Below are 21,812 nucleotides of genomic sequence, written 5' to 3'. Positions count from 1 at the left end.
CCAGCGCGGGTTGGCAAGAGAAGGACACACCGGCGGTCGATTATTACGTGAGGACGTCGACGGAGACGGCATGCACGAAGTCGATTTGCTAGTCATTGGATCCGGTTCCGGGCTCGACGTCGCAAACGCTGCCGTCAATCGCGGTCAGTCCGTCGCAGTCGTCGAGAAAGGGCCGCTCGGCGGGACGTGTCTCAATCGAGGATGTATCCCCTCGAAGAGGTTGCTCTACCACGCAGACGTGCTGGAGACAGTCGAACGGGCCGGCGAGTTCCACATCGACGCCAGGGTAAGCGACGTCGAATTCTCTAAGATCGTCCGCGAGGTCAACGAGGAAGTCGAATCCGACTCGGAGTCGATTCGGCGAGGATTACACTCCTCCTCGCGTCACGATCTCTACGAGGGCGAGGGCCGGTTCGTCGACGACCGGACGGTCGAAATCGTCGACGGCGAGGACGACGGCACCCGCATCCGAGCCGAAACCGTACTGATTGCCGCTGGAACCCGTCCGTCGATTCCCGCCGTCGACGGCATCGACGACGTGGAGTACCTGACCAGCACCGAAGCGTTGCAACTGGAAACACCACCGGACCACCTCGTCATCGTCGGCGGAGGGTACATTGCGGCCGAACTCGGCCACTTTTTCGGCACGTTCGGAAGCGACGTGACGATCGTCGGACGACGCCCGAACCTCCTGCCGGAGGCCGACGACGAAGTCGCCGAAGCGTTCACCAAGCGGTACGCCGACCGATTCACTGTTCACACCGGCTACGCGGCCACCGCCGCCTCCGAGACTGACGGAACGGTGACCGTCGAAGCACACCCCTACGAATACGGCGAAAATGGCGGGTTACTGGAAGACGATACCGTGACCGTGACGGGAGATACGCTGCTCGTGGCCGCCGGACGCACTCCGAACTCGGATACGCTCGACCTCGACGCAGCAGGGGTCGACACCGACGAACGAGGGTTCATCGAGACCGACGAGTACCTGCGGACGACCGCCGAGGGTGTGTGGGCGCTCGGTGATATCGTCGGCGAGCACCTCCTGAAGCACAGCGCCAACCACGAGGCACAGGCGGTCGCCCGAAACCTCTTCGGCGAGGATCTCCAGCCAGTCGACTACACGGCAATGCCGTTCGCGGTCTTCGCCTCACCCGAAGTCGCCGGCGTCGGCGCACACGAGGGCGACCTCCAGGACGCCGGCCGGGAGTATGCGACCCGAACGTACCGGTACGACCAGACCGCGCGAGGAAGTGCGATGAATGCCGACGGCTTCGTGAAGGTCATCGTCGACCTGGACGGGACGATCCTTGGCTGTCACATCATCGGGCCGGAAGCCGCCGACCTCATCCAGGAGGTCGTCGTGGCGATGAACGCCGGCTCGGGCACAGTGCAGGATATCCGTGAGTCAGTTCACATCCATCCCGCCCTCTCGGAGGTCGTCCAGCGAGCCTTCGCTGGTCAGTTCTCTCGTGGCGGAGCGAGCAGTCGCTCGAGCTGATCCCGGGTTCGATCGGATACGACGCGCGTCTCCGCCTCGAGGGACGAGAGGCTTCTTCAGCGGCCGTGGCGAGTTGCTACACGCGAGTCCATCGGTTATCGAAGGAGTAGAAATCGGCGTCAGGGTATATAAATGACCGCTGCAAGTGCACTTCGGTTGCACAACCACACACGGGCTATACTATCCAGCGCCATACTGGAACGTGCAATGACGAAAACAGCAGTCATGATCCTTGCAGGAACCGACGGACACGCCAATCTCGGTCGCCTCGTAAACGGCCTCGAGACGGCAAAGGAGTTCGCGGATAGCGACGGCGACGACGTCGAACTCATCTTCGACGGCGCGGGGACCCAGTGGATTCCCGAACTCGAAGACGAGGAGAGCGATTATCACGAGCTGTATCGAGCAGTCCGGGACGATACGTCGGTATGTGATTTCTGTACCGGAGCGTTCGGCGTCGACGATGCGGTAAACGATGCTGGCGTGGTACGTCTCGACGACAACGATGGACACCCCAGCGTCCGGTCGCTCGTCGACGACGGCTACGAGGTCATCACGTTCTAGCTGTTCGCAGCCCGCCTGCAGCGAACGCGCCAGCGCGAGCGGGGTGGGATCGTTCCCACCGAGAATTCGCCGTTTTATAGCCGGAACGAACGGTACGACACGTTTCGATTGCAACGGTACCCGTCTCGAAGCCGGGCCCGTGACGATGACGCGTCACGCGGCGGTCCCTGTTCCCTTCGGAGGAAGGTGGCTGGAACGTGAGGTTGCGCCCGTGTGTCTGCCGCGCACGACCAACGTCTGGTTATGAGGAGGTGGTGCCTCGTACCACGTATGGAAGAGTGGCTACCGAGGCGGCGCAGATCGAGGCGCGACGTGCTCCGTACGACCGGAGCCGTCGCCGTAGCCGCTCTCGCGGGTTGTCTCGGCGGCTCTCGCGTCCTCGACAGTGGAACGGACGACGAAGATAGACCGACCGCCGGTCCGCCGACGGTCGATCGATCGCTCCCCGAGGAGTACACGACCGAGGAACTCGACGACGCGAGTCTCTCCGGCGGGCCAGGACCGGACGGCATTCCGTCGATCGACGAGCCACAGTTCACCGCCGCCGACGACCCTCCGACGACCCTCGAGGACGGCGATCCGGTCTTCGGCGTCGAACTGAACGGTGACCCGAAGGCCTATCCCCAGTACGTACTCGTGTGGCACGAGGTGGTAAACGACGTCGTGGGTGGCGACGCAGTCGCCGTGACGTACTGTCCGCTGACCGGGACGGCACAGGGATTCTACCGGGGAGAGAGCGAGTTCGGCGTCTCCGGTCGACTGATCAACAGCAACCTCGTCATGTTCGATCGCGGGACGGAGACGTGGTGGCCCCAGATGCTGGCGCGAGGCATCCGGGGTCCACACGAGGGGGAGTACCTCGAGGAGTTTCAGGTGACATGGACGACGTGGGGGCGATGGCGCGAGCAGTATCCGGAGACGGTCGTGCTCACGGAGGATACCGGTCACGTCCGGAACTACGGAGACGATCCGTACGGGCAGTACAATCCCCGGAGCGGCTACTACGAGGACGAAAACACGCTGTTCAGGCCGCTGGCGACCGACGATAGATTTCCCGCGAAAGCGGTCGTCGTCGGGGCTCGAAACGACGACGGCGCGATGGCAGTCCCCAAAGCGACGCTGCGCGAGCGCGTGGTCGTCGAAGGCTCAGTAACCGACGTTCCGTACGTGACCGTCTACGACGAGGTGCTCGATACGGGATACGTGTACCGGAACGCCGACGAACTGGCAGTCGAGTACGACGGTGGGGCGCTCACCGTCGACGGCGAGGAGTACGACGCCGACGGGCTGCCACTCGAGCGCGAGCTCGGGTTCGACGCGATGTGGTTCGCCTGGTACGGCTACTACCCGTCTACGGAGGTCCACGAATGAGCGTGGTGACTCGACTCGACCTGAATCCAAAGCGACGGCTCGACGAGACGGTGGCTGCCACGCGCCTCGTCGTGCTCCGACGCGATTCGCTGGCGGTCGCAGTCGTCGTCGCCGTCGCCTACCTCGTGGCATTCCTCTGGATCGTCGGTGACCTCGCGTTCCGACCCGACGTCCCGGCGACCCTGGTCGCCGTCGACGATCCAGTCGGTCGGATGTTCGCCCGAACCGGCCCCGCATCGTTCGAAGCCGTCGCACTTCTCGACACCGGCGTCGTTCGAATTCTGGTGTCGCCGGTCAACGTCGCGATCGGGCTCTCGGTCGCGAACCTCGTCGGCATCAATCTCGGACTGACCTATCTCGCCGTCGTGCAGCCGGCAGCTTGCGGGATCGCTGCGGGATCGGGCCTGGTCGCGTCGTTGCCTGCGTTGCTGTCTGGCACTGTCTGCTGTGGGCCCGTCGTCCTGATCGCACTCGGGATACAGGCGAGTGGTATCCTGTTGACCACGTTCGCGTGGCTGTTGCCGCTGGGAATCGGACTGATGCTCCTGAGTCTGGTGTACGTCGCCGGTACGATCGACGGTAGTACGGTGACAGAATGACAGCAGCGAGGTGGTTCGAGATCCAGTCACCGATGGAGACTGCCGGATACGTGTCCCAGTCGGAGTTCGCCGTGTGGAGTCTCTCGCGTGCTATCGTCGCAACTGATACTGCCAGACAACAGTCAGTGACTACTCGATCGCGTCTCGACGGCTGTCGGCAGCGACGACAGCGTCTCGAGTGCGATCGATGTCTGAACTGTTTTGTCTGGTAGTATGAAACAACGTACCCATTCCTCGAATCGAGTGATCGGAATCGGCGACGTCCCGCTGAGTCCGGTCACGGGCTCGCGGGGAGACGTGCGCTGACGTTTGGCGACGATAGTATCGCAGTCGTCCTGGCCGACGTCGACCTGTGGAATTCGACTGTACGTTGCTTCACTATATTTAAAAATTTTTGTATTTGGATTGAATAAATAACTATCGAGTACTCTTACCCACGGGTACGGAGGTTAGCAATCGGTAACTACCCACCGACTGTAAGCTCGTCGACAATACCGGGCGAGACGACACCAAAATCGTCGCCCTGCCTCGAGTCGTATCTCGGTTTCGAGTTCGGTTTTTCGAACCCTGAATTACAGGGGTAGGTACGTAAAGATATATAGTACATCCAGACAGGAGAGAGATCTCGAGACGCCCTGGCCAGGCGGCGACAGCCGTCGAAACGCGATCGAGGATGTACTGACTGTTGTCCAGTAGTGTCAATCGAGATTCAGTGCGTCGAAGAAGCGACGCGAGATGTCGTCGAACAGTAACTCGAGGAGCACGTCGTCGCCGTCGACGTTGTCCGCGAAGATGCCGAGTGGGAGCTGTGCGCTGGCCATGTCGCTGTGGCCGCCAGCACTCCCGACGTCGTCGAACGCCCGGTTTAGAACGGCGCCAATGTCGACGCGGGGATCGTTGGAGCGGGCGCTCATCCGAACCGCGTCGTCGACGATGCCCTCGACGAGGACCGTGTCGACCCCCTCGAGATTCAGCAGGTAGTCTGCCGCCTGTGGAAGCGCATCGCCCTCCGTCGTCCGACCGATACAGGTGACGAGACTCGAGCCGCGAATCTCCCGCTTCTGGATCGCCTTACTGATCGCGTCAATCGTCGCAGGAGAGTACGCCGAGCCGTAGAGTTGATCGAGTAGTTCGGTGTCCGCGTACGGATAGACGAACGTTGCTGCGTGATACTCTTTGAGCGTCGGGTTGTTCACGTAGTCGAGTCGCTCGCGGTGCAGGGCAAAGAGGAGTGCCGATGCCAGTCGCGACGACGGCTCGAGGTCTAACTCCTCGAGATACTCGATCATGATCGTCGCTGTCGACCCGTACTCTGGCCGTCTGTCGACGATTTCGGCGTCCGAGCGTGCGGTGGTGTCGTGGTGATCGACGATAACCTCGATCTGCGACTGCGGAGTGCGCGGAAGCGACGAATCGATTTTCGAGTGGTCGACGAGCGCTAACGATTCGTACTCGGTTACAGAAATACAGGAGAAAGCTCACGACTGTAGTCGTGGGATGAATCCGTCACTAGTGAAGACAACCACGATACCATAGCCCGCCTGCAATCCCAACGTTTACAATACAAGTAACCGACATCTAACACATGAGCGACCGACCACAACGCACGAACGAGTACACTGCTCACCCCGCTACCGAACGGTACAAGCAGTGCTTGTTCGAGTGGTTGGCCGCCCACGCCCCCTTGTGGAACCAGATAACCTATCGACGTCCCCAGAACAAAGTTCTGGTGGGCCATCCAGACGCAAAGCGTCTGGAGACGACGCCAACAATACTTCCAAGAAGACGGTGACGTTTGGGGCGCCGAGTACACAGACCTGTACGACGAGTACGCACCCATTCTCGGCAAGGCAGCATGCCAGCAAGTCGCCCGCAAGAACAGCGAAGCATGGCGGAGCCACTTCCGCCTCCTCGACAAATACCACGACGACGCAGACTCCACAGTCACGGAGAAACCATCTCCACCCGGCTACTGGGGCAATCGTGACGACGGGTACGAGTTGCACGGTCTCGTCCGCAACGACCTGTACGCGTTCGACTGGGACGAGGACAAGAGCATCCTCGAATTCGGCGTTGGCGACGTCCTCGAAGACAAATACAACTTCGAGTATCAAGAACGAATCACTCTCGAAGTTCGCGGAAATCCACAGTGGAACGGTGACGATAGCAGGTTAGAACTCGTCTACGACGAGGCGGCTGACACGCTTCGTGTCACGCATCCGGTTCGCATTCGGCCAGACAACCTACGAGAACAGCGACTGGATGCATTCACTCATACACTCGACAGCGAGAACACGACGCACACTGCCGCCATCGACGTCGGCGCGAACAACACCCTCGCCATCGTCACCACCTCTGGCGAAACCGCCGTATATCATGCTCGACCCGAGTTCGACCAGTTCCAGGTCCTGTCCGAGGTGATTTCCGAGTTGCAATCCGCGCTTCCCGACGACCAGTACACGAGCAAGCGGATTCAACGCGTGTATGACGAGCGCGGGGAGAAGCGTGACCATAGCCGTGACGCGGCGGTGAAACACGCGGCTGACTGGCTCTTAGAACGGAACGTGGACACCGTATACGTTGGCGACCTCACCGACGTATTGGACACCCACATCCGTCTTTAGCTAAGCCAAGAACCGCATGACAGCGGCGGCTTATCGGAGTTGCTTTTCGGAAGGAATGAGGAGGTGACAGCTGTGCACACCGAAACCTCCTCACGTCACATTGAACGCCGTCTCACTAACCTCCTTCCCTCTGAAGCGCTCGAAGACCACGCCGATGCCGTCGGCGTGGTCGAGCGCGAGGGGAAGCTTCAGCTCCCGCCACTTGTCTGGTCGTTTGCGTTCGGCTTCGCCGCAGGCGAAAGCCGAACGCTTGCGGCCTTCAGACGTACCTACAACTCTACCGCTGACGAGTCACTTTCTCCGGGCGGCTTCTACCAGCGGTTGACTCCGACGCTCGCAGAGTACCTCCGCGACCTCGTCGAATACGGGTTCGACGAGGTCGCTGTCCCTCACACCGTCTCTGATGAGTTCGACCGGTTTCGAGACGTGATGATCGCTGATGGAACCGTCCTGCGGTTGCACGAGTTGCTCTCTGAAGCGTACAAAGCACGTCACGAGGAGCAGGCTGGAGCGAAGCTCCACCTGCTCCACAACGTCACTGACCAGACAGTCGAACATTTCAACGTCACAGACGAGAAAACGCACGACAGCACGTTGTTTAACACAGGATCGTGGCTGGAAGGACGGCTAGCGATCTTCGACCTCGCCTATTTCAAGTACCGGCGGTTCGCGTTGATCGACGAGAACGACGGCTACTTCGTGAGCCGACTGAAAAAGAGCGCGAACCCGGTTGTAACGGAGGAATTACGGGAATGGCGCGGCCGCGCCATTCCCTTAGAAGGCGAGAAGATCTTCGACATCGTGGATGATCTCTCCCGGAAGTACATCGACGTGGAAGTCGAGGTCGAGTTTGACCGACGAGAGTACGCGGGCACGCAGTCACGTGATACGAAACGGTTCCGCGTCGTCGGCGTCCGCAACGAGGACGCCGACGACTACCATCTGTACATCACGAACCTTTCTCGGGAAGAGTTTCTCCCGGCCGATCTAGCGACGATCTACCGATGTAGATGGGAAGTAGAGCTGTTGTTCCGTGAACTGAAGACGCAGTACGAACTGGACGAGTTCGACACGACGAAGAAGCACATCGTAGAGATTCTGCTGTACGCAGCGTTGTTATCCTTGGTCGTGAGTCGTGATTTACTCGGTCTGGTCATAGAGCACGCTGATGATGGGATCGTGTTTCCGCCGGAACGCTGGGCGGCGACCTTTCGGTCGCACGCCCAGCTCATCCTCCGCGAACTGAGAGAGTATCTCGCCTACTCACCGCCGCCACTGCTACAACGACTGATCGAAGACGCTCAGAAGATCCACAGGCAACGACCAATCCTGCAAGAACAGCTCGCTACTACCATCCAACCGGCTGCTGAGGCTTAGCTAAAGACCAATGTGGACACCCATTGGTCGGCGACAGTGAACACTAAGACACACGCGTTCTGGTCCCATCGTGCCTTGTTGAACGCAAGACGGCATCGGGGTGGGGTTGCTGATCTACAATTTCACGACGTTAGAGACGGCTTTTCGACCTCAGAAGATGCAGTAGCTGTCAGTCACAGCGATTGCTGATGAGTCAAAACTATGGTACCTTGCTCCGTTGTTCCGGTGACGACGGCGATGCCTCTCCCGGATACGTCCGGAAAAGGGGAGCAGGCGGCGAGCCCTAACTCGCCGCCTGCGTTAGGTTATGCACGATGCACTTGCGAGTTAGCTCCCGGAACTGGCCGTGCCAGCTCCGGGAGCGGAGCTTCTCGCCGTCGTCTTGCTTCAACTGCGAGAAGCCGGTTTCACTCATCCAGCGCTGGTTGTAGTCATCGTTCATTCGTGCGTTGTGGGCCTTCTGCAACGGTGTCTGCTCCCTGTGCTTGATCAACGGTCGCGTTGACTCGGAGCGACACTCCTCACGGAGGTCGCTCCACGAGTAGTTCGCGTCAGCAGACAACACACGCAGGTCTTCCGCGTTCCGGCGGAAGACCTGCATCCCGATGTGGCCGTCCCAGGCCTTCTGCGTCGTAAAATGAACGTCCTTGATCGCCAGTGAGTTCACGTCGATCAAGATCGTTGTCTTCATCGACTGGAATGAGTAGTTCGCTCGGTCGCGGTAGTGGTAGCTGGTTTGATCGCGCTGGAAGCCACTTGCATCAATCGCAGCTTCACCACTCCAGCCCGCCTGCTCCGCCGAAGCGCGGAGCAGGCGGCGCAGTTCACGCATCTGATACTCCTGCTCCCACCGACAGAACGAGCTGTAGTGCGGTGCCTCGTCGAGATCGAACACAGCAAGAACACCTGGCATCTCGTTGAGGTAGTCTTCAGTCTCACGGAGGCTCTTCTCCAGTTCGACGCGGAACAGAATTAACGCGATCTGTGTCCACTTGGCGTACCCGTCCGCGCCATCCGGCGCGGCGGGTACGTCCGGATCGTCAACGTGCTGTTTGGCAAGGTCTCGACACATTCGCGCTAGTCGTCTGAGCGATGCCATATCGCCAGACGGCGTCCATTTCCCGGTTAATCTGACGGAACCTTCCTGTGAGAACGTCTGAAGTTGCCGTCAATCGGCGGCAAAACAAGGCATCCCATCGCCAACTCGTCGACAGGCTTGAACTCACGCTCGGCGATGTCGGCATCACCGTCGAGCGAGTGAACGAGTTTGATTCGAGTAGTACGTGCCCGGAGTGCGAGAGTGAGGACGTGTTGCGTGATGGCGATTCGTTCCGTTGCCACGAGTGCGAGTTAGACGCGCATAGTGATATTGCTGGGGCGTGGAATCTACTGCAAGACGAAGTTGGGCCGATGGCGCGGCCCGCTGCCCTCTCTGCTGAACGCGATAGGGACGCACCCACCGATGGGGCGTACTGGGAGTGGAATGGACACGACTGGACACCCAGAAGTTTTGGAGAACAGTCGAGTCTGCTTGACCAAACCAGTATCAGCGAACCCGCAAGTTCACAGCCGGGGTAATCTGCTGGCCGGATTGCCCACGGAGGAATCCCACGGCTTCAGCCGTATGGAGGACGTCAACGAGGAGTCGGTGGCCGGATGACTGAGCGAGATATTCAGTAAATTGATAAATGCCCGATTTTGCTGGTGGGAGATTTCCCCACAGTAAACCAGTTTGACGTCGTCGACGTTCGCCTCGGTCGCGACTCGCTCGAGCGCGAGAGCACTCGCGATGCAGTCTGGATCCGGATTCGAGTGGCCGATGATCGCGAGCGACTCACACTCCCGGAATTTCTCTAGTAGCTGGCGAGCTTCGCTCATAGTGAATCGTGGCTCACTTCGTGCCGACTTCCCCTGATTCGATACGATCGAACCAGAGTCGACACTGCGTGCCAATCACATTCAGTCATGAACAGGAATATATGTTCGGTTCCTCGACCCGGTCGTGTTCAGAGAAGCTGATCCGTGTGAAGGCGAACGGTTTCAACCACTCGCCAGCAGTTTTGTTCTGACATTGTTAAAACAATTCGAGAAGGAGAGAAGCTCTCTGTTTTGTTTTATAAAATATATATTCGACGCTGTTCCGATTCCGTGGTGTTTGCATCTGAGACCGAGGCTGTGTCGAGAACACACGTTTTGGTTGTCACCGAGTCTGATGGCGGTTTCGTTGGCCATAACGTGATTCTGGCTACGACGATTCTCGAACTGTAAATCAGTTTCGTGAACCCAGTGTGAACGGCCAATCGAGCCCGTATACTAATAAATACCAAATAAATGAACTATATGTGAAAATTATAGTATAGCAAGATCGGGTCAGATATTGACATTTATAAACAGCAGTAGTGTTTCTTCCCGCTCCACCAGATCTCCCTCGAGTTGGTCGATACTCCCAGTGAGGCTAGCGTTTTTCTGTCGTGTGCGTGTCGAAGGCACAACACATCATTCGTCGATCCTAATTCGACCACTGCAGTCGAACTGGGCAGATCCGGCGACGAGACGGTCGCATCCGATCCGCTCACTGCGAGAATGGGCGTCGACTCTCGGGGGCCTCACCCGTGTCGTGCGCACCGGAATCGGCGTCGGTCCACACCAAGACTCCGGATCGCTGTCACCCGCACCACTCGAGGATCATGGAGGCGTAGATCTTCGCCGCCGTTACGAACTGCTCGAGCGGGATGTACTCGTCCGGTCCGTGTGCCCCCATCGAGATATCCCCGGGACCCAGGCTGATCGTGTCCACTCCGCAGTCGCGCTGGATGTACGAGTTGTCGGCGACGGCTTTGAAACCCGAGTACACGGGCCGTTCGTCGGTGACGTCTTCGACGACCGTGCCCAGCGTCTGACAGGCGGGGTGGTCCGCGGGGACGTCGAACGCCGGCCAGTCGAAGACGTCCTTCCAGCTCATCTCCGGCGGATGCTCGTCCAGCCAGTCGTGTGTCAGCGCCAGCTTCTCGACGACCGCCTGCATCTCGCTCCAGAGTTTCTCGTCGTCGGCGAACGGCGGATAGAACACGTGTCCCTCGATCGTCGCCTGACCAGGGATCGACGCGATGTAGTCGCCGGCCTCCACGATCGTACAGTTGATACCGATCGGGCCGACCCCCTGTGCGTCCGGTGCGGGGTGACCACCGCCGCCGTAAATCTCGTCCCGGTAGCGCATGTTCCACTGATGCTCGAGGTCGTGGAATTCCTGGAGGAGTTCCGCCATGAGCAGCCCCGCATCCACACCGACGTCCTGTCCGACCGGAATTCCGTGGCGCTGTGGATACCGGGTCAGGTTCCGCTGGGAGGTATGCACCTCTTTGCCGTGGATCGTGATGGTGAAGTCGAACGTCGCGGCGCTTTTGGTGTGAATCTCGTTGTTCGTCGGTTCCGTGTTGAGACAGATCGGAATGTCGATTCCCTCGTCCAGGAACGCGTCTGTCGCCGCGATCGAGCCGTACTCCTGTTGGTTCAACTCCTCGCCGACGACGATGCTCATCATGAGGTCGCCGCTGAGTTCCACGTCGGACTCCATGACGGCTTTCGCCGCCCAGATCATCGCGGTGTTCGGCCCCTTCATGTCGTTCGCGCCACGGCCGTAGAGTTTGCCGTCCTGGATGACGGGCTCCCATGGGTCCGTCGTCCACGCTTCCTCGGCTTCCTCGGAGACGTCGACGATATCTGAGTGGCCGTTGAACAGGAGATTGCGCCCCTCACCGTCGCCGGTACCGACGAGCCGACCGTTGATGTTGGGTCGGTCCGCCTCCTCCGAAACGTCGACGACGTCGACGTCGTCCCAGCGCATCTCGTCTCTGAAGAACGGCTCGATGAACTCGCGCTGGACCTCCCGTTCGTGTTCGGTCGGCGACCGGTAGCGGACGTACTCCTGTAGGAAGTCGATCATCTCCTCTTCGTGGTCGTCGATCCACCGGTGGACGTGAACAGTCATTGGTACTACACCACATAGTTGGCCAATCCATCCGGCGATAAACCCTATTGTATTTATCTGACCAGAATTCGACGATACTAAGAAACGACGTGTGAGACACCCAGCGGTCAGTTCGTCCCGTCGAGGCGAGACGATCTGAGCAGGGAGCCGGGTGCGGTCGAGAGAGCCGATCGAAATAGTAAATTAACTGTACAGAATATCGACAGAGCGTGACCGACTACGACACGGTTCTATTCGACAACGACGGCGTGCTCGTCGAGCCACCTGCGTACGAAACGCAGTCCGAAGCCACGAGAACGGCGTTCCGTGAGGTTGGCGTCGAAGCCGCCGACCGACGACACATCGACGACGTCGTCGAGGGCGTGACCGCCGACAGACTGCACGAAATCTGTGCAGCCTACGACTTCGAGGTGGAGACGTTCTGGGACGCACGCGAGCACCACGACGAGCAGTCGCAACTGGCCGCATTCAGAACGGGAGCGCGGACCTGCTACGAGGATGTTGCAGCGATCACAGACGTTACCTGCAATCGTGGAGTCGTGAGCAACAACCACCACAGCACCCTCGAGTTCCTCCTCGACTTTTTCGATCCGTTACCGACGTTCGACACCTACTACGGCCGCGAGAAGACCGTCCAGAGCCTCGAGTTGAAGAAACCGAATCCCTACTACCTCGAGCGGGCGTTGACCGATCTCGACGCCAAATCGGCCCTCTACGTCGGCGACAGCGAAAGCGACGTGATCGCGGCCCATCGAGCGGGGATGGATTCGGTGTTCGTTCGCCGCTCCCACTGTCGTGACGTGGACCTCTCGGTTGCTCCGACCTACGAGGCCGAGTCGCTCCACGAGGTCGCGGCGATCACGAACGAGTGATTCGTGAACGGCGAGTCGATCGTCGTCGACGGTGGGTATACCTCCACCGGGTGGTGCTCGATCACTAATGGGGGAGGCTGCGACTTCACGCGAGCGTCGCTCCCGCTTGAGGAGCTATTCTGAACCGTGATCGTTTCTTCTCACACGCCAGCGTTTGTGTATCGCGTCGACGAGCAGAATTGCCGGCGCGGCGAGCAGGGCGACGAGCGCTCCCTCGAGCGGCGGCGGCGCGTGTCCCAGTATCCGTGCGATCGGTCCAATGAAGAGGAACACCAGTAACGTGAGTAACTCGACGCCGACCGCACCGACGAGGAGGCGGTTGGACGTCCAGCCGAGCACACCGGGCCACTTGGTCGTACTCCGACAGGCGAAGGCGTTCGCCATCTGGCCGACGACGACGGCGGTGAACGCCGCCCCGGACGCCGCCAGGAGCCCTGGCTGAGCGGGAAATTCGCCGCCCGGTGTCCAGCCGAAGGTGGCGAGTGCGACGACGAACGCGGTCATTTCGACGGTCGCTTCGGTCGGGCCGAGAACGCCGAACGCCCGGCCGAGTACCGTCTCGTCGATCAGGTGCTCGGCCTCGAGTGGCTGCCGAAGGACGTCCTCGGAGGGCGGTTCCGAGCCGAGTGCGAGCGCTGGAAGGAGATCGGTGCCGATGTCGAGTGCGAGGATCTGGAGGATGCCGAGCGCGAGCGGAAACTGCCCCGCTGCGAGTGCCCACACGACGAACGGTGTGAGCTGTGCGACGTTGTCCGTGAGGTGGTAGGTGAGAAACCGCTTGATGTTGTAGAACGTCGCGCGTCCCTGTTTAATCGCGTTGACGATCGTCTCGAAGTTATCGTCGAGCAAGACCAGATCCGCCGCCTCACGCGCGACGTCCGTTCCCGAACGGCCCATCGCGACGCCGACGTCGGCTTCCTGGAGCGCTGGCCCGTCGTTGACGCCGTCGCCGGTCATCGCCACGACGTGACCCCTGTTTTGCAACGCACGGGCGATTCGGAGTTTATCCTCGGGGCTGACCCGACTCACCACGACGCCATCGCGATCCAGAATTGCTCCGAGGACCTGGTCGTCTTCGGGAAGATCGTCGCCGTCGACGACGAGTCCTTCGTCGGCCAGCAACCCGACCTCCTCGGCGATCGCCCGTGCCGTCGTCGGGTGATCGCCCGTTATCATCGCTGTCCGGACGGACGCGTTCTTGCTCGCGGTGACGGCGGTCGCCACGCCGGGCCGCGGCGGGTCCTCGAGTCCGACGACGCCGACCAGATCGAGGTCCGTCTCGATCGACTCGAGGTCGTCGTCTACGGGTACGTCGTCGGCAGGTCGCGTCGCGACCGCGAGGACGCGCAGTCCGCGTTCCGCCATCTTCGCGACCGCAGCCCTCGCGTCGTCACCCCCGTGACGAGTCCTCGAGATGACCGCCTCCGGCGCGCCCATCACCAGCAGTCGATCCTGCGTGAGCACCGACGTTCGCCGCCGTCGTGGATCGAACGGAAACCGCCGCACGTCCGGATTCGCACGCGTTCGCTCCGGAACGTTCACGTCCAGTCGACGGGCGAACGCGACGAGTGCGGCCTCCATCGGATCGCCGTGTGCCACCCACTCGTCGTCCCGCTTTTCGACGTCGCCGGTCGAACACCGCGCGACGACGGTGCCCAGGTCTCGAAGCACGGGTCGCGTCCCATCGTCTGCGTCGACGGTTCCCGTCGGTTCGTAGCCGTCGCCCTCGATCCGGGCGCGACCCATCGGCGTCCAGGCTTCGACGACGGCCATTTGGTTCTGTGTGAGCGTCCCCGTCTTGTCCGTGCAGATGAACGTCGTCGAGCCGAGCGTCTCGACGGACTCGAGTCGCCGAACGAGCGCGTTCTCCGTCGCGAGGCGTTTGGCCCCGACGGCGAGAGACATCGTCACGCTCGGAAGAAGCCCCTCGGGAACGAGCGCGACAGTGACGCCGATCGCGAAGAGAATGCCGACGCCGGGGTCGGTCCCGAGTGCCACGCTCACGGCGAAGAAGACGCCGCCGACTACGACGGCGACGATCGCGATGACTCTGACGAGGCGATCGATCTCGTGGTGAAGCGGCGTCTCCGGACGCTCTCTCGCACGCGTCAACGCTGCGATCTCTCCGAGTCTCGTCTCGGATCCGGTCGCCTGGACGGTCCCCGTCGCTTCGCCTTCGACGACGAACGTTCCTGCATACGCAGTCTCGCCTGCCGCGACCGACTCTGGAACGCTCTCGCCGGTGAGTAACGAGATGTCGAGTTGCAGGCCGTGGGAATCGACGATCTCGAGATCCGCCGACACGCGATCCCCCGGGCCGAGCAAGACGACGTCGTCGACGACGAGTTCCGTCGCGTCGATCTCGCGCGTCGTCCCGTCACGGCGGACGGTGACTCGTTCCGGAAGCAGATCTCGAAGCCGTTCTGCCGCACGCTCGGCGCGGTACTCCTGGACGAACGCGAAGACGCCGTTGACGACCACGACCAGAGCGATCGCAACTCCCAGTTCGCTCAGTCCGGCGACGAACGCCAGACCGCTCGCGACCCAGAGCATGATCGCAAAGAAGTGAACGAACTGCTCGACGAACACGTGCCACGCCGGCGGTGGCCGCTGGGTCGGCAGGACGTTCGGCCCGTCGCGCCGGAGCCGCTCGTCAACTTCACGAGCGGTGAGACCGCGGACGCGACGGAGGGTACGGGAGTCGACGGGGTTCCGGTCCATCCACCGAAACCCCACGACCACGACCTCGAAAAACCCCCCAACGACCCCTCAACCGGGTGAACTACCTCGAGATCGAACCCGTCGAACGAGTGACGCCCTCGCTACTGTGGAAGGCAGACGATCGTCGACGGCACGTGACAAAACGGGAACCGGGATCGCCCGTGCCCGGCGAGACGAACTGTCGGCGCTCGTTCGATAGTGCCTGCCGTCTGGAACACTCCGATCGCGTCTCGTGGCCTCCCACCCGTGGTGACGGTCGCTCGAGTGGACCGAGGTGGTTACTGACCGTCGTCCGACACGATCACTGTCCGTCGTCTTCGTACGGCGGCTCCTGGTAGAAGAAGTTCGGCGTCTCGATCGAATTGTCGTAGGTCTTGTGGAAGATGTGGGTCGTCGCCGGGGAGACCGGCGGGATGAGCCACGACCAGTCGCCGGTCACCTCGCGACCGGCCTCGGCTTCGCGCGTTTCGAACGCTTCGAACTGTTCGGCTGCCGTGTGGTGGTCGACGATTGTGACGCCGTCGCGCTCGAAGGAGTGCAACACCGCCCGATTGAGTTCGACGACCGCCTCGTCTTTCCACAGCGACCGCTGGCGGGAGGTGTCCAGTCCGATTCCGTCTGCGACCGCCGGAAGCATATCGTACCGGTCCTCGTCGGCGAGGTTCCGCGCAGCGATCTCGGTCGCCATGTACCAGCCGTTGAACGGCGCGGCCGTATACTGGAGGCCGCCGATCTCGAGGCGCATGTTCGAGACGACGGGGACGGCGTACCACTGGAGATCCAGGTCCTCGAACCAGTCGTACTCCGGATGGCGGATCGGCACCTCGAGGACGAGGTCGTCGGGTATCTCGAACAGTTCCGGCTCCCGGTCGCGGATCTGGATCACGTGCGGGAGGACGTCGAACGCGGTCCCCTCGCCCTCCCAGCCCCGCGAACGGCAGTACTTCGTAAACTCGAGTTCGTCCGGGTCGCCGACGACACCGTCGTCGGTCTCGTAGCCGGCGTAGCGAACGAGCTGGTAGTTCCAGATGCGAACCTGCCGTTCCCCGCGAACCATCGGCTCGAACAACGTGATCGTCGGCTGGATGTCGCCGCCGTTGGTCGCGTACTCGAGGTGGTGACACAGTGCCTCGTGGACGCTCTCGGCGTCGTCACAGTCGCGTGCGTCGATCACGTCGAGCGTCTGCCAGAAGAGTCGCCCAACACAGCGGTTGCTGTTGCGCCAGGCCATCCGTGCGCCGTGCTCGAGTTCCTCGAAGGTGTGCTCGTAGTGGCCGGTTTCGGCGATCGACTCGCGGATCTCCGCCAGACGGGGCTCGATCTCCGCCTCTTTGTCCAACTCAGTGTAGCACTGTCGAACGAACGTCTCCGCCTGCTGGCGCAGTTCGTCTCGATCGTATTCCGGCACGGCAGCGTGCATAGGTGGAGCGGAGGCTCGAGCGGGTTTACGGACATCGATCAGCGACGTCTGTGCCACTTCTCCATTCGCGACGCCCAGAACCGGAAATTTTCCCGTCTACGGCGGTGAGCGGGGTGACTGTACTATCGTCGTGGATGTAACTTCATTTCTCGAAATAACTGATCGAACGAATGATGTAGAGTTCCATATTCTAGAGACTGGTGCCCGAATTCCTCGTATCGCCCTCTTACTTAAATAGATGTCCAGTGACATTTCTGGTCGCAATTACGAGTATGCCTAGAGAGATCATCAGTGATTCGTTGACGTATCTATCTCGAAGCGACGAGGCAGTTGGCACCTTTCTCATCGGGGCACTACTCAGCTACTTTGGTGCATTCATCTTGCCGCTGATTCTCGTTGCAGGGTACAACCTCCTGGTGCTCAGTAGAACGATCGAAGAAGCGAATTCGGCCCCACCGGACGAGAACGGTCCTTGAGAAACCGGCACGATTCCATCGTACGATAACTGGTTAAATTTGGCTATCTTCGGAATAAAAGCCAGTATTATCAAGTTAATATTCACCACGATCCCGGTCATCGTCTTTTATCTTCTCGCCGAAGGCGCTACGGACCCCGGTGAATCGACTGCTCAACTGCTCGGATTACTCCTCAGTGGAGGGCTCTTTTCGGAGTACCTTTCGGACTTATGGTACTCCCGTACTGGGTAGCCAGCGTTGTCCTCGTCGTCGTGCAACTGAGGGGACTCCATCCGCTTTTCCCGCCCGAGGATGATCTCAGGTACGTTACTGGGCTACCCTTTGGAATCGTCGAAAACGTCCCGTTGAACGTCGTGTCGGGAAGCCATCCGTTCTACGTGGCCTCACTACTCGTTCCCTCTTTGCTCACGTTCTATCTGCTGACGAAATCGTATCTCCTCGTCGGTGCTCGTTCGAGACGATGGGACGATGTATCGAACGAAAGTTGAGAGGCCGCCAAAATCGACGTTCCCATTGTCCTGAAGGGCGAGAGACGACGAAGATCCGTCGCCTACTGTGGCCGAATATGTGCTTTTCAGCGCGTCCAGCACCGTTGACAAGCCCTCTACTTGGCAGCGCTTTCCATACCTCTGCAGGACGCCGTGCCCCCGAGGGAGAGTATCGATGCTGTTCTGTCTCGACGGCGTATCGGACTGGTTGTTACGATTTGGTCACCTCGAGTCCAGTCGCCGTCAGCCTCGACGGTGGCCCAGACGGTACCGCTCGCATCGTAGGATTTTGAGTTGTCGAACGGGCCGGTCTTGTTGCTGGGCAACGTTGGGAGTCGGCCTGCCACAGTAGCGTGGAGTGTCGAGTTGCGTGTCGACTTCCACCCTGACCTCGAGGGTCGGAACATCCGCTTCGACAGCCTGTGAATATATTTCATACGATCCGATACGTGTCCTACCAGACTACTACAATCAGCTCCAGTCGATTACATTCGGCTCTTAGCAGATTTCATTAGTAGTCTCTGGCAGAGAACGTACGTGACTCGTAATTCACGACGGTCGGTGCTGAAACGCGGGGGAGCAGCTATTGTCGGCGGGATCGCGGTTTCCGGGTGTCTCGGGAGCGTCTCGTCGAACGGAAACGACGGGGGGGACCTCGAGAACGAGCCGGACGAAGACGCCGTCACCGTCTGGCACGCGATGGGTGGCGGCAACGGCGAGGCGATCGAGGCGCTGGGGAACACGTTCCAGGAAGAAACCGGCATCGAAGTCGAGATGGTCTACCAGGGAAGCTACGAGGACACCCTGAACCAGTCGTTTGCGGCGATCGAGGCAGGAACGATGCCGGAAATCGTCCAGATCGACAGCCTCCACGCGAAACAGATCCTCGACACCGACGCGTTCCAGTCGGTCGAGGGGATCATGCCCGACGACTACCCGTTCGACAACTTCCTCGACCCCGTAACCGACTTCTTCACGATCGACGGGGAGCTGTACTCGATGCCGTTTAACAACTCGAATGCGATTCTGTACTACAACAAAGACGTCTTCGACGAGGCTGGCCTCGATCCCGAGTCGCCGCCGGAGACGCTCGAGGAGGTGATGGCGTACTCGCGTGACATCGTCGACTCGGGGGCGGCCGAGTACGGCATCACCTGGCCGAACCACGTCTGGTTTCTCGAACACTGGTACTCGCTCGACGGCCAGACCCTCGTCGACAACGAGAACGGCTGGGGCGGCGATCCGACGACGGTCCACACCGAGACCGAGACTGGCGAGGCACTCTGGTCGTGGTGGCGGGAGATGGCCCAGGACGGTCTCTACACGAACCCCGGAATGGAGGCGTGGGGCGAGGCAGCGGACCTGTTCTACGGGCAAAACGCTGCGATGATGCTCACCTCGACGGCCTCCGTCGCCGGGGCCATCGAGCAAAGCGAGGCAGAAGGATTCGAGCTCGGGACCGGGTTCTACCCGGCGATCGACGACCGAGAAGGCGTCGTCATCGGTGGTGCCTCTCTCTGGGTCCCCGACGGAATGTCGGAGAGCCGCGCCAACGAGGTCGGCCAGCTGCTCGAGTTCATGACCCAGCCCGAAAATCAGATCCAGTGGCATCAGGATACGGGCTACTATCCCGTCCGTCAGGAGGCAGTCGATCAGCTCGAGGACGAGGGCTGGTTCGAGGAGAGCCCCCACCACGGAACCGCGTTCGATCAGCTACTCGAGAGCGAACAGACGACTGCCACCAAGCGCATGCTCGTCGGTCCCGCCCGACAGGTGTCCGTCCAGCTCCAGGAGGGATCCGTCGAAATTTTCGACGAGCAGGCCGGCCTCGAGGAGGGGCTCGCGACGATGAAAGAGAACATCGAGTCGGAGATGGAGCGGTACGTCGACGCACGCGGATCGTAAATTCATGTCGACACGGGAGATATACGGCGGCTCGCTGGGAGTGATTCGCTTCATCCGGGAGCGAGGGGTGCGAGAGACGGCGTCGTACCTGCGAGAACACGGCGTCCGTGGAGCCCTCTCGAACGGCCGCGATGGTCGGGGATCGATCCGCAGCGAGATACGCGGAATGGTGGTCGCGTACTTGCTGTTAGCCCCGACGCTGCTCGTCTCGGCGGTCTTCCTCTACTACCCTGCGATCGAGGCAGTCGTGCTGAGTTTCTATCAGACGCTGTTCTTCGGCGGGCAGCGAACGTGGGTCGGCCTCGGTAACTACGCGACGTTGCTGGAGTCGGCGTCCTATCACGACAGCGTCACGATCACGGTCGTGTTCGCAGTGCTGGTCGTCGTCGGCGTGATGGCGATCTCGCTCGTCGTCTCGTTCCTGCTCCACGAGGTCGACTGGGGCCAGTCTGGGTACCTGATCGCGGCGATCTGGCCCTACGCGCTCCCGCCTGCCGTCGCCGGGATCGTCTTCCTCTTTCTGATCCATCCGACGATCGGGACGTTTACCGGCATCGTCGAGAGCTACACCTCGATCCAGGTCGACTGGTTCAGTAACGGCCGACAGGCGTTCGTCGTGGTCACGATCGCGGCCATCTGGAAGCAACTCGGCTACAACGTGATCTTCATGATCGCGGCGATGAACAACGTCCCGGAGACGCTTGCCGAAGCCGCCCGGATCGACGGCATCGGGCGCTGGACGCGGTTGGTCCGCGTCTACGCGCCGCTCATCTCGCCGACGCTGCTGTTCCTGGTCGTGATGAACACGATCTACGCGTTCTTCGGCACGTTCGCGTTCATCGATCTGATGACCCAGGGTGGCCCCGGCGGTGCGACGAACATCATGATCTTCGACCTTTATCGCAACGCGTTCGAATTCAACAACCACGGACTCGCATCCGCGCAGTCGGTCGTGCTGTTCGTCGTCGTGAGCACGCTCATGTACGCCCAGCTTCGGCTGTCGGACGAGCGCGTCCACTACGGAGGCTGAGACGCCATGAGTAAATCGACTGCCTCTCGGTTCCTGCCCGCAGCCCTCGAGTGGCCGACGATCGTCGATGGAAAGAACGTGCGCGTCCACGCCTTGCTCTGGATTGCCGTGGTGCTGATGGCCCTGCCGCTGGTGCTCGCGGTGCTTATCAGCTTCCAGAGTCGAGCGACGTTCACGAGCCTGGCCGACCTGTCGCTTCGGACGGCCGCACAGAACTACGACGACGTCCTCTTCCGGTACGAGATGGGGCGGTACATGCTCAACTCGTTTCTCATGGCGGTGGTCGTCGTCGTCGGCAAACTCGCCGTCTCGTTGCTCGCCGCGCTGGCGATCGTCTACTACCGGTTCCCGTTCAAGAACCTCACGTTCGCGTTCGTGCTGGTGACGCTGATGTTGCCCGTCCCGGTGCGAATCGTCCCGCTGTTCCAGCTCGTGGCCGATCTCGGCTGGGTGAACAGTTTCTACGCGCTAACGATTCCGTACCTCGCGAGCGCGACGACCGTATTCCTGCTCCGCCAGCACTTCCTGTCGATACCGGCGTCGCTGGTCGAATCCGCCAAACTCGACGGCGTCGGCCCGCTTCGGTTCCTCGTCTTCGTTCTCGTCCCGATGTCGAAAGGGATGCTCGCCGGCGTCTCGGTCATCATGTTCATCTACGCCTGGAACCAGTACCTCTGGCCGCTGATCGCCGTCAACGATCAGTCGATGCAGGTCTCTCAGGTCGGCATTCGGCTCCTGCAGGGTGTCGTCGAGAGCGGCGACATCGCCTGGCCGTTGGTCATGGCCGGGTCGATCGTGACGCTGGTACCGCCACTGCTCGTCCTGATCGCGTTCCGAAAGCCGCTACTCGAGACGTTCGGAGTCCAACAGAAGTAA

General features: G+C 60.8%; 17 protein-coding genes and 2 pseudogenes. 13 read left to right on the top strand and 6 right to left on the bottom strand.

Annotated features, from left to right (window positions below; all coding sequences use genetic code 11):
* The first annotated feature begins 70 nt into the window (after nucleotides 1-70).
* The 4 genes from MU558_RS21325 (at nucleotide 71) to MU558_RS21310 (ending at nucleotide 4,035) form a co-directional block, all read left to right on the top strand.
* Entirely contained in the window at nucleotides 71-1,501 is a 1,431-nt protein-coding gene (locus tag MU558_RS21325; RefSeq protein ID WP_246975352.1) for a dihydrolipoyl dehydrogenase, read from the top strand.
* Nucleotides 1,502-1,708: 207 nt separating this feature from the next.
* A complete protein-coding gene (locus tag MU558_RS21320; protein ID WP_246975350.1) occupies nucleotides 1,709-2,065 on the top strand; it encodes a hypothetical protein in 357 nt (118 codons plus the stop codon).
* A gap of 270 nt (nucleotides 2,066-2,335) precedes the next feature.
* Entirely contained in the window at nucleotides 2,336-3,436 is a 1,101-nt protein-coding gene (locus MU558_RS21315) for a DUF3179 domain-containing protein (RefSeq protein WP_246975348.1), read from the top strand.
* Nucleotides 3,433-4,035, top strand: a complete 603-nt coding sequence (locus MU558_RS21310) for a hypothetical protein (protein WP_246975346.1) — start codon at nucleotides 3,433-3,435, stop codon at nucleotides 4,033-4,035. Before MU558_RS21315 ends, MU558_RS21310 begins: the two co-directional genes overlap by 4 nt.
* A 698-nt stretch (nucleotides 4,036-4,733) precedes the next feature.
* Here the strand turns inward: MU558_RS21310 and MU558_RS21305 are convergent.
* Nucleotides 4,734-5,324 carry a DHH family phosphoesterase gene (locus tag MU558_RS21305; RefSeq protein ID WP_322987053.1) on the bottom strand — a complete coding sequence of 197 codons (591 nt, stop codon included), beginning with the start codon at nucleotides 5,322-5,324 and terminating at the stop codon, nucleotides 4,734-4,736.
* A gap of 296 nt (nucleotides 5,325-5,620) precedes the next feature.
* On the opposite strand from MU558_RS21305, the pseudogene MU558_RS23475 reads away from it, so the two are divergent.
* Both MU558_RS23475 and MU558_RS21295 read left to right on the top strand, forming a co-directional pair.
* Nucleotides 5,621-6,647, top strand: a pseudogene (locus tag MU558_RS23475) (transposase); the annotation flags it as partial.
* 84 nt (nucleotides 6,648-6,731) lie between these two features.
* On the top strand, nucleotides 6,732-8,036 hold the full coding sequence (locus tag MU558_RS21295; RefSeq protein ID WP_425607621.1) for an IS4 family transposase: 1,305 nt from the start codon (nucleotides 6,732-6,734) through the stop codon (nucleotides 8,034-8,036).
* Between the two features lie 283 nt (nucleotides 8,037-8,319).
* Here MU558_RS21295 and MU558_RS21290 read toward each other — a convergent pair whose 3' ends face one another.
* Nucleotides 8,320-9,135, bottom strand: coding sequence for an IS5 family transposase (locus MU558_RS21290; protein WP_246972198.1), 816 nt, complete (start codon nucleotides 9,133-9,135; stop codon nucleotides 8,320-8,322).
* A gap of 92 nt (nucleotides 9,136-9,227) precedes the next feature.
* Here MU558_RS21290 and MU558_RS21285 point away from each other — a divergent pair.
* Nucleotides 9,228-9,614: pseudogene (locus MU558_RS21285) on the top strand (zinc ribbon domain-containing protein); the annotation flags it as partial.
* Here MU558_RS21285 and MU558_RS21280 read toward each other — a convergent pair.
* Together MU558_RS21280 and MU558_RS21275 are read right to left on the bottom strand one after the other, a co-directional pair.
* Nucleotides 9,600-9,914, bottom strand: coding sequence for a DHH family phosphoesterase (locus MU558_RS21280; protein WP_377071292.1), 315 nt, complete (start codon nucleotides 9,912-9,914; stop codon nucleotides 9,600-9,602). The pseudogene MU558_RS21285 and the gene MU558_RS21280 sit on opposite strands and share 15 nt — an antisense overlap.
* 787 nt (nucleotides 9,915-10,701) lie before the next feature.
* Nucleotides 10,702-12,024 (bottom strand): M20 family metallopeptidase, encoded by a 1,323-nt coding sequence (locus MU558_RS21275; protein ID WP_246975342.1) that lies wholly within the window; start codon nucleotides 12,022-12,024, stop codon nucleotides 10,702-10,704.
* 209 nt (nucleotides 12,025-12,233) lie between these two features.
* Between MU558_RS21275 and MU558_RS21270 the strand changes: the two genes are divergently transcribed.
* Nucleotides 12,234-12,896 (top strand): HAD family hydrolase, encoded by a 663-nt coding sequence (locus MU558_RS21270; RefSeq protein WP_246975340.1) that lies wholly within the window; start codon nucleotides 12,234-12,236, stop codon nucleotides 12,894-12,896.
* A 114-nt stretch (nucleotides 12,897-13,010) separates the two neighbouring features.
* On the opposite strand, the gene MU558_RS21265 is transcribed toward MU558_RS21270, so the two are convergent.
* Both MU558_RS21265 and MU558_RS21260 read right to left on the bottom strand, forming a co-directional pair.
* Nucleotides 13,011-15,632: a cation-translocating P-type ATPase gene (locus MU558_RS21265; RefSeq protein WP_322987052.1), complete on the bottom strand. Its 2,622-nt coding sequence runs from the start codon at nucleotides 15,630-15,632 to the stop codon at nucleotides 13,011-13,013.
* Nucleotides 15,633-15,918: 286 nt separating this feature from the next.
* Entirely contained in the window at nucleotides 15,919-17,037 is a 1,119-nt protein-coding gene (locus MU558_RS21260) for a nitric oxide synthase oxygenase (RefSeq protein WP_246975338.1), read from the bottom strand.
* A gap of 488 nt (nucleotides 17,038-17,525) precedes the next feature.
* On the opposite strand from MU558_RS21260, the gene MU558_RS23470 reads away from it, so the two are divergent.
* From MU558_RS23470 to MU558_RS21240, 5 genes are all read left to right on the top strand, one after another.
* Nucleotides 17,526-17,744 (top strand): DUF4013 domain-containing protein, encoded by a 219-nt coding sequence (locus tag MU558_RS23470; protein ID WP_377071307.1) that lies wholly within the window; start codon nucleotides 17,526-17,528, stop codon nucleotides 17,742-17,744.
* Complete coding sequence (locus tag MU558_RS21255; protein WP_246975336.1) at nucleotides 17,723-18,001, top strand: hypothetical protein; 279 nt, start codon at nucleotides 17,723-17,725, stop codon at nucleotides 17,999-18,001. The genes MU558_RS23470 and MU558_RS21255 overlap by 22 nt, the downstream gene beginning before the upstream one ends.
* A gap of 699 nt (nucleotides 18,002-18,700) precedes the next feature.
* Nucleotides 18,701-19,906, top strand: coding sequence for an ABC transporter substrate-binding protein (locus tag MU558_RS21250; RefSeq protein WP_246976674.1), 1,206 nt, complete (start codon nucleotides 18,701-18,703; stop codon nucleotides 19,904-19,906).
* Between the two features lie 166 nt (nucleotides 19,907-20,072).
* Nucleotides 20,073-20,936: a carbohydrate ABC transporter permease gene (locus MU558_RS21245; protein WP_246976671.1), complete on the top strand. Its 864-nt coding sequence runs from the start codon at nucleotides 20,073-20,075 to the stop codon at nucleotides 20,934-20,936.
* A gap of 6 nt (nucleotides 20,937-20,942) precedes the next feature.
* On the top strand, nucleotides 20,943-21,812 hold the full coding sequence (locus MU558_RS21240; RefSeq protein WP_246975334.1) for a carbohydrate ABC transporter permease: 870 nt from the start codon (nucleotides 20,943-20,945) through the stop codon (nucleotides 21,810-21,812).

Origin of the sequence: Natribaculum luteum (assembly GCF_023008545.1) — an archaeon.
Classification (GTDB): domain Archaea; phylum Halobacteriota; class Halobacteria; order Halobacteriales; family Natrialbaceae; genus Natribaculum; species Natribaculum luteum.
This window is presented reverse-complemented; position numbering and strand designations above follow the sequence as displayed.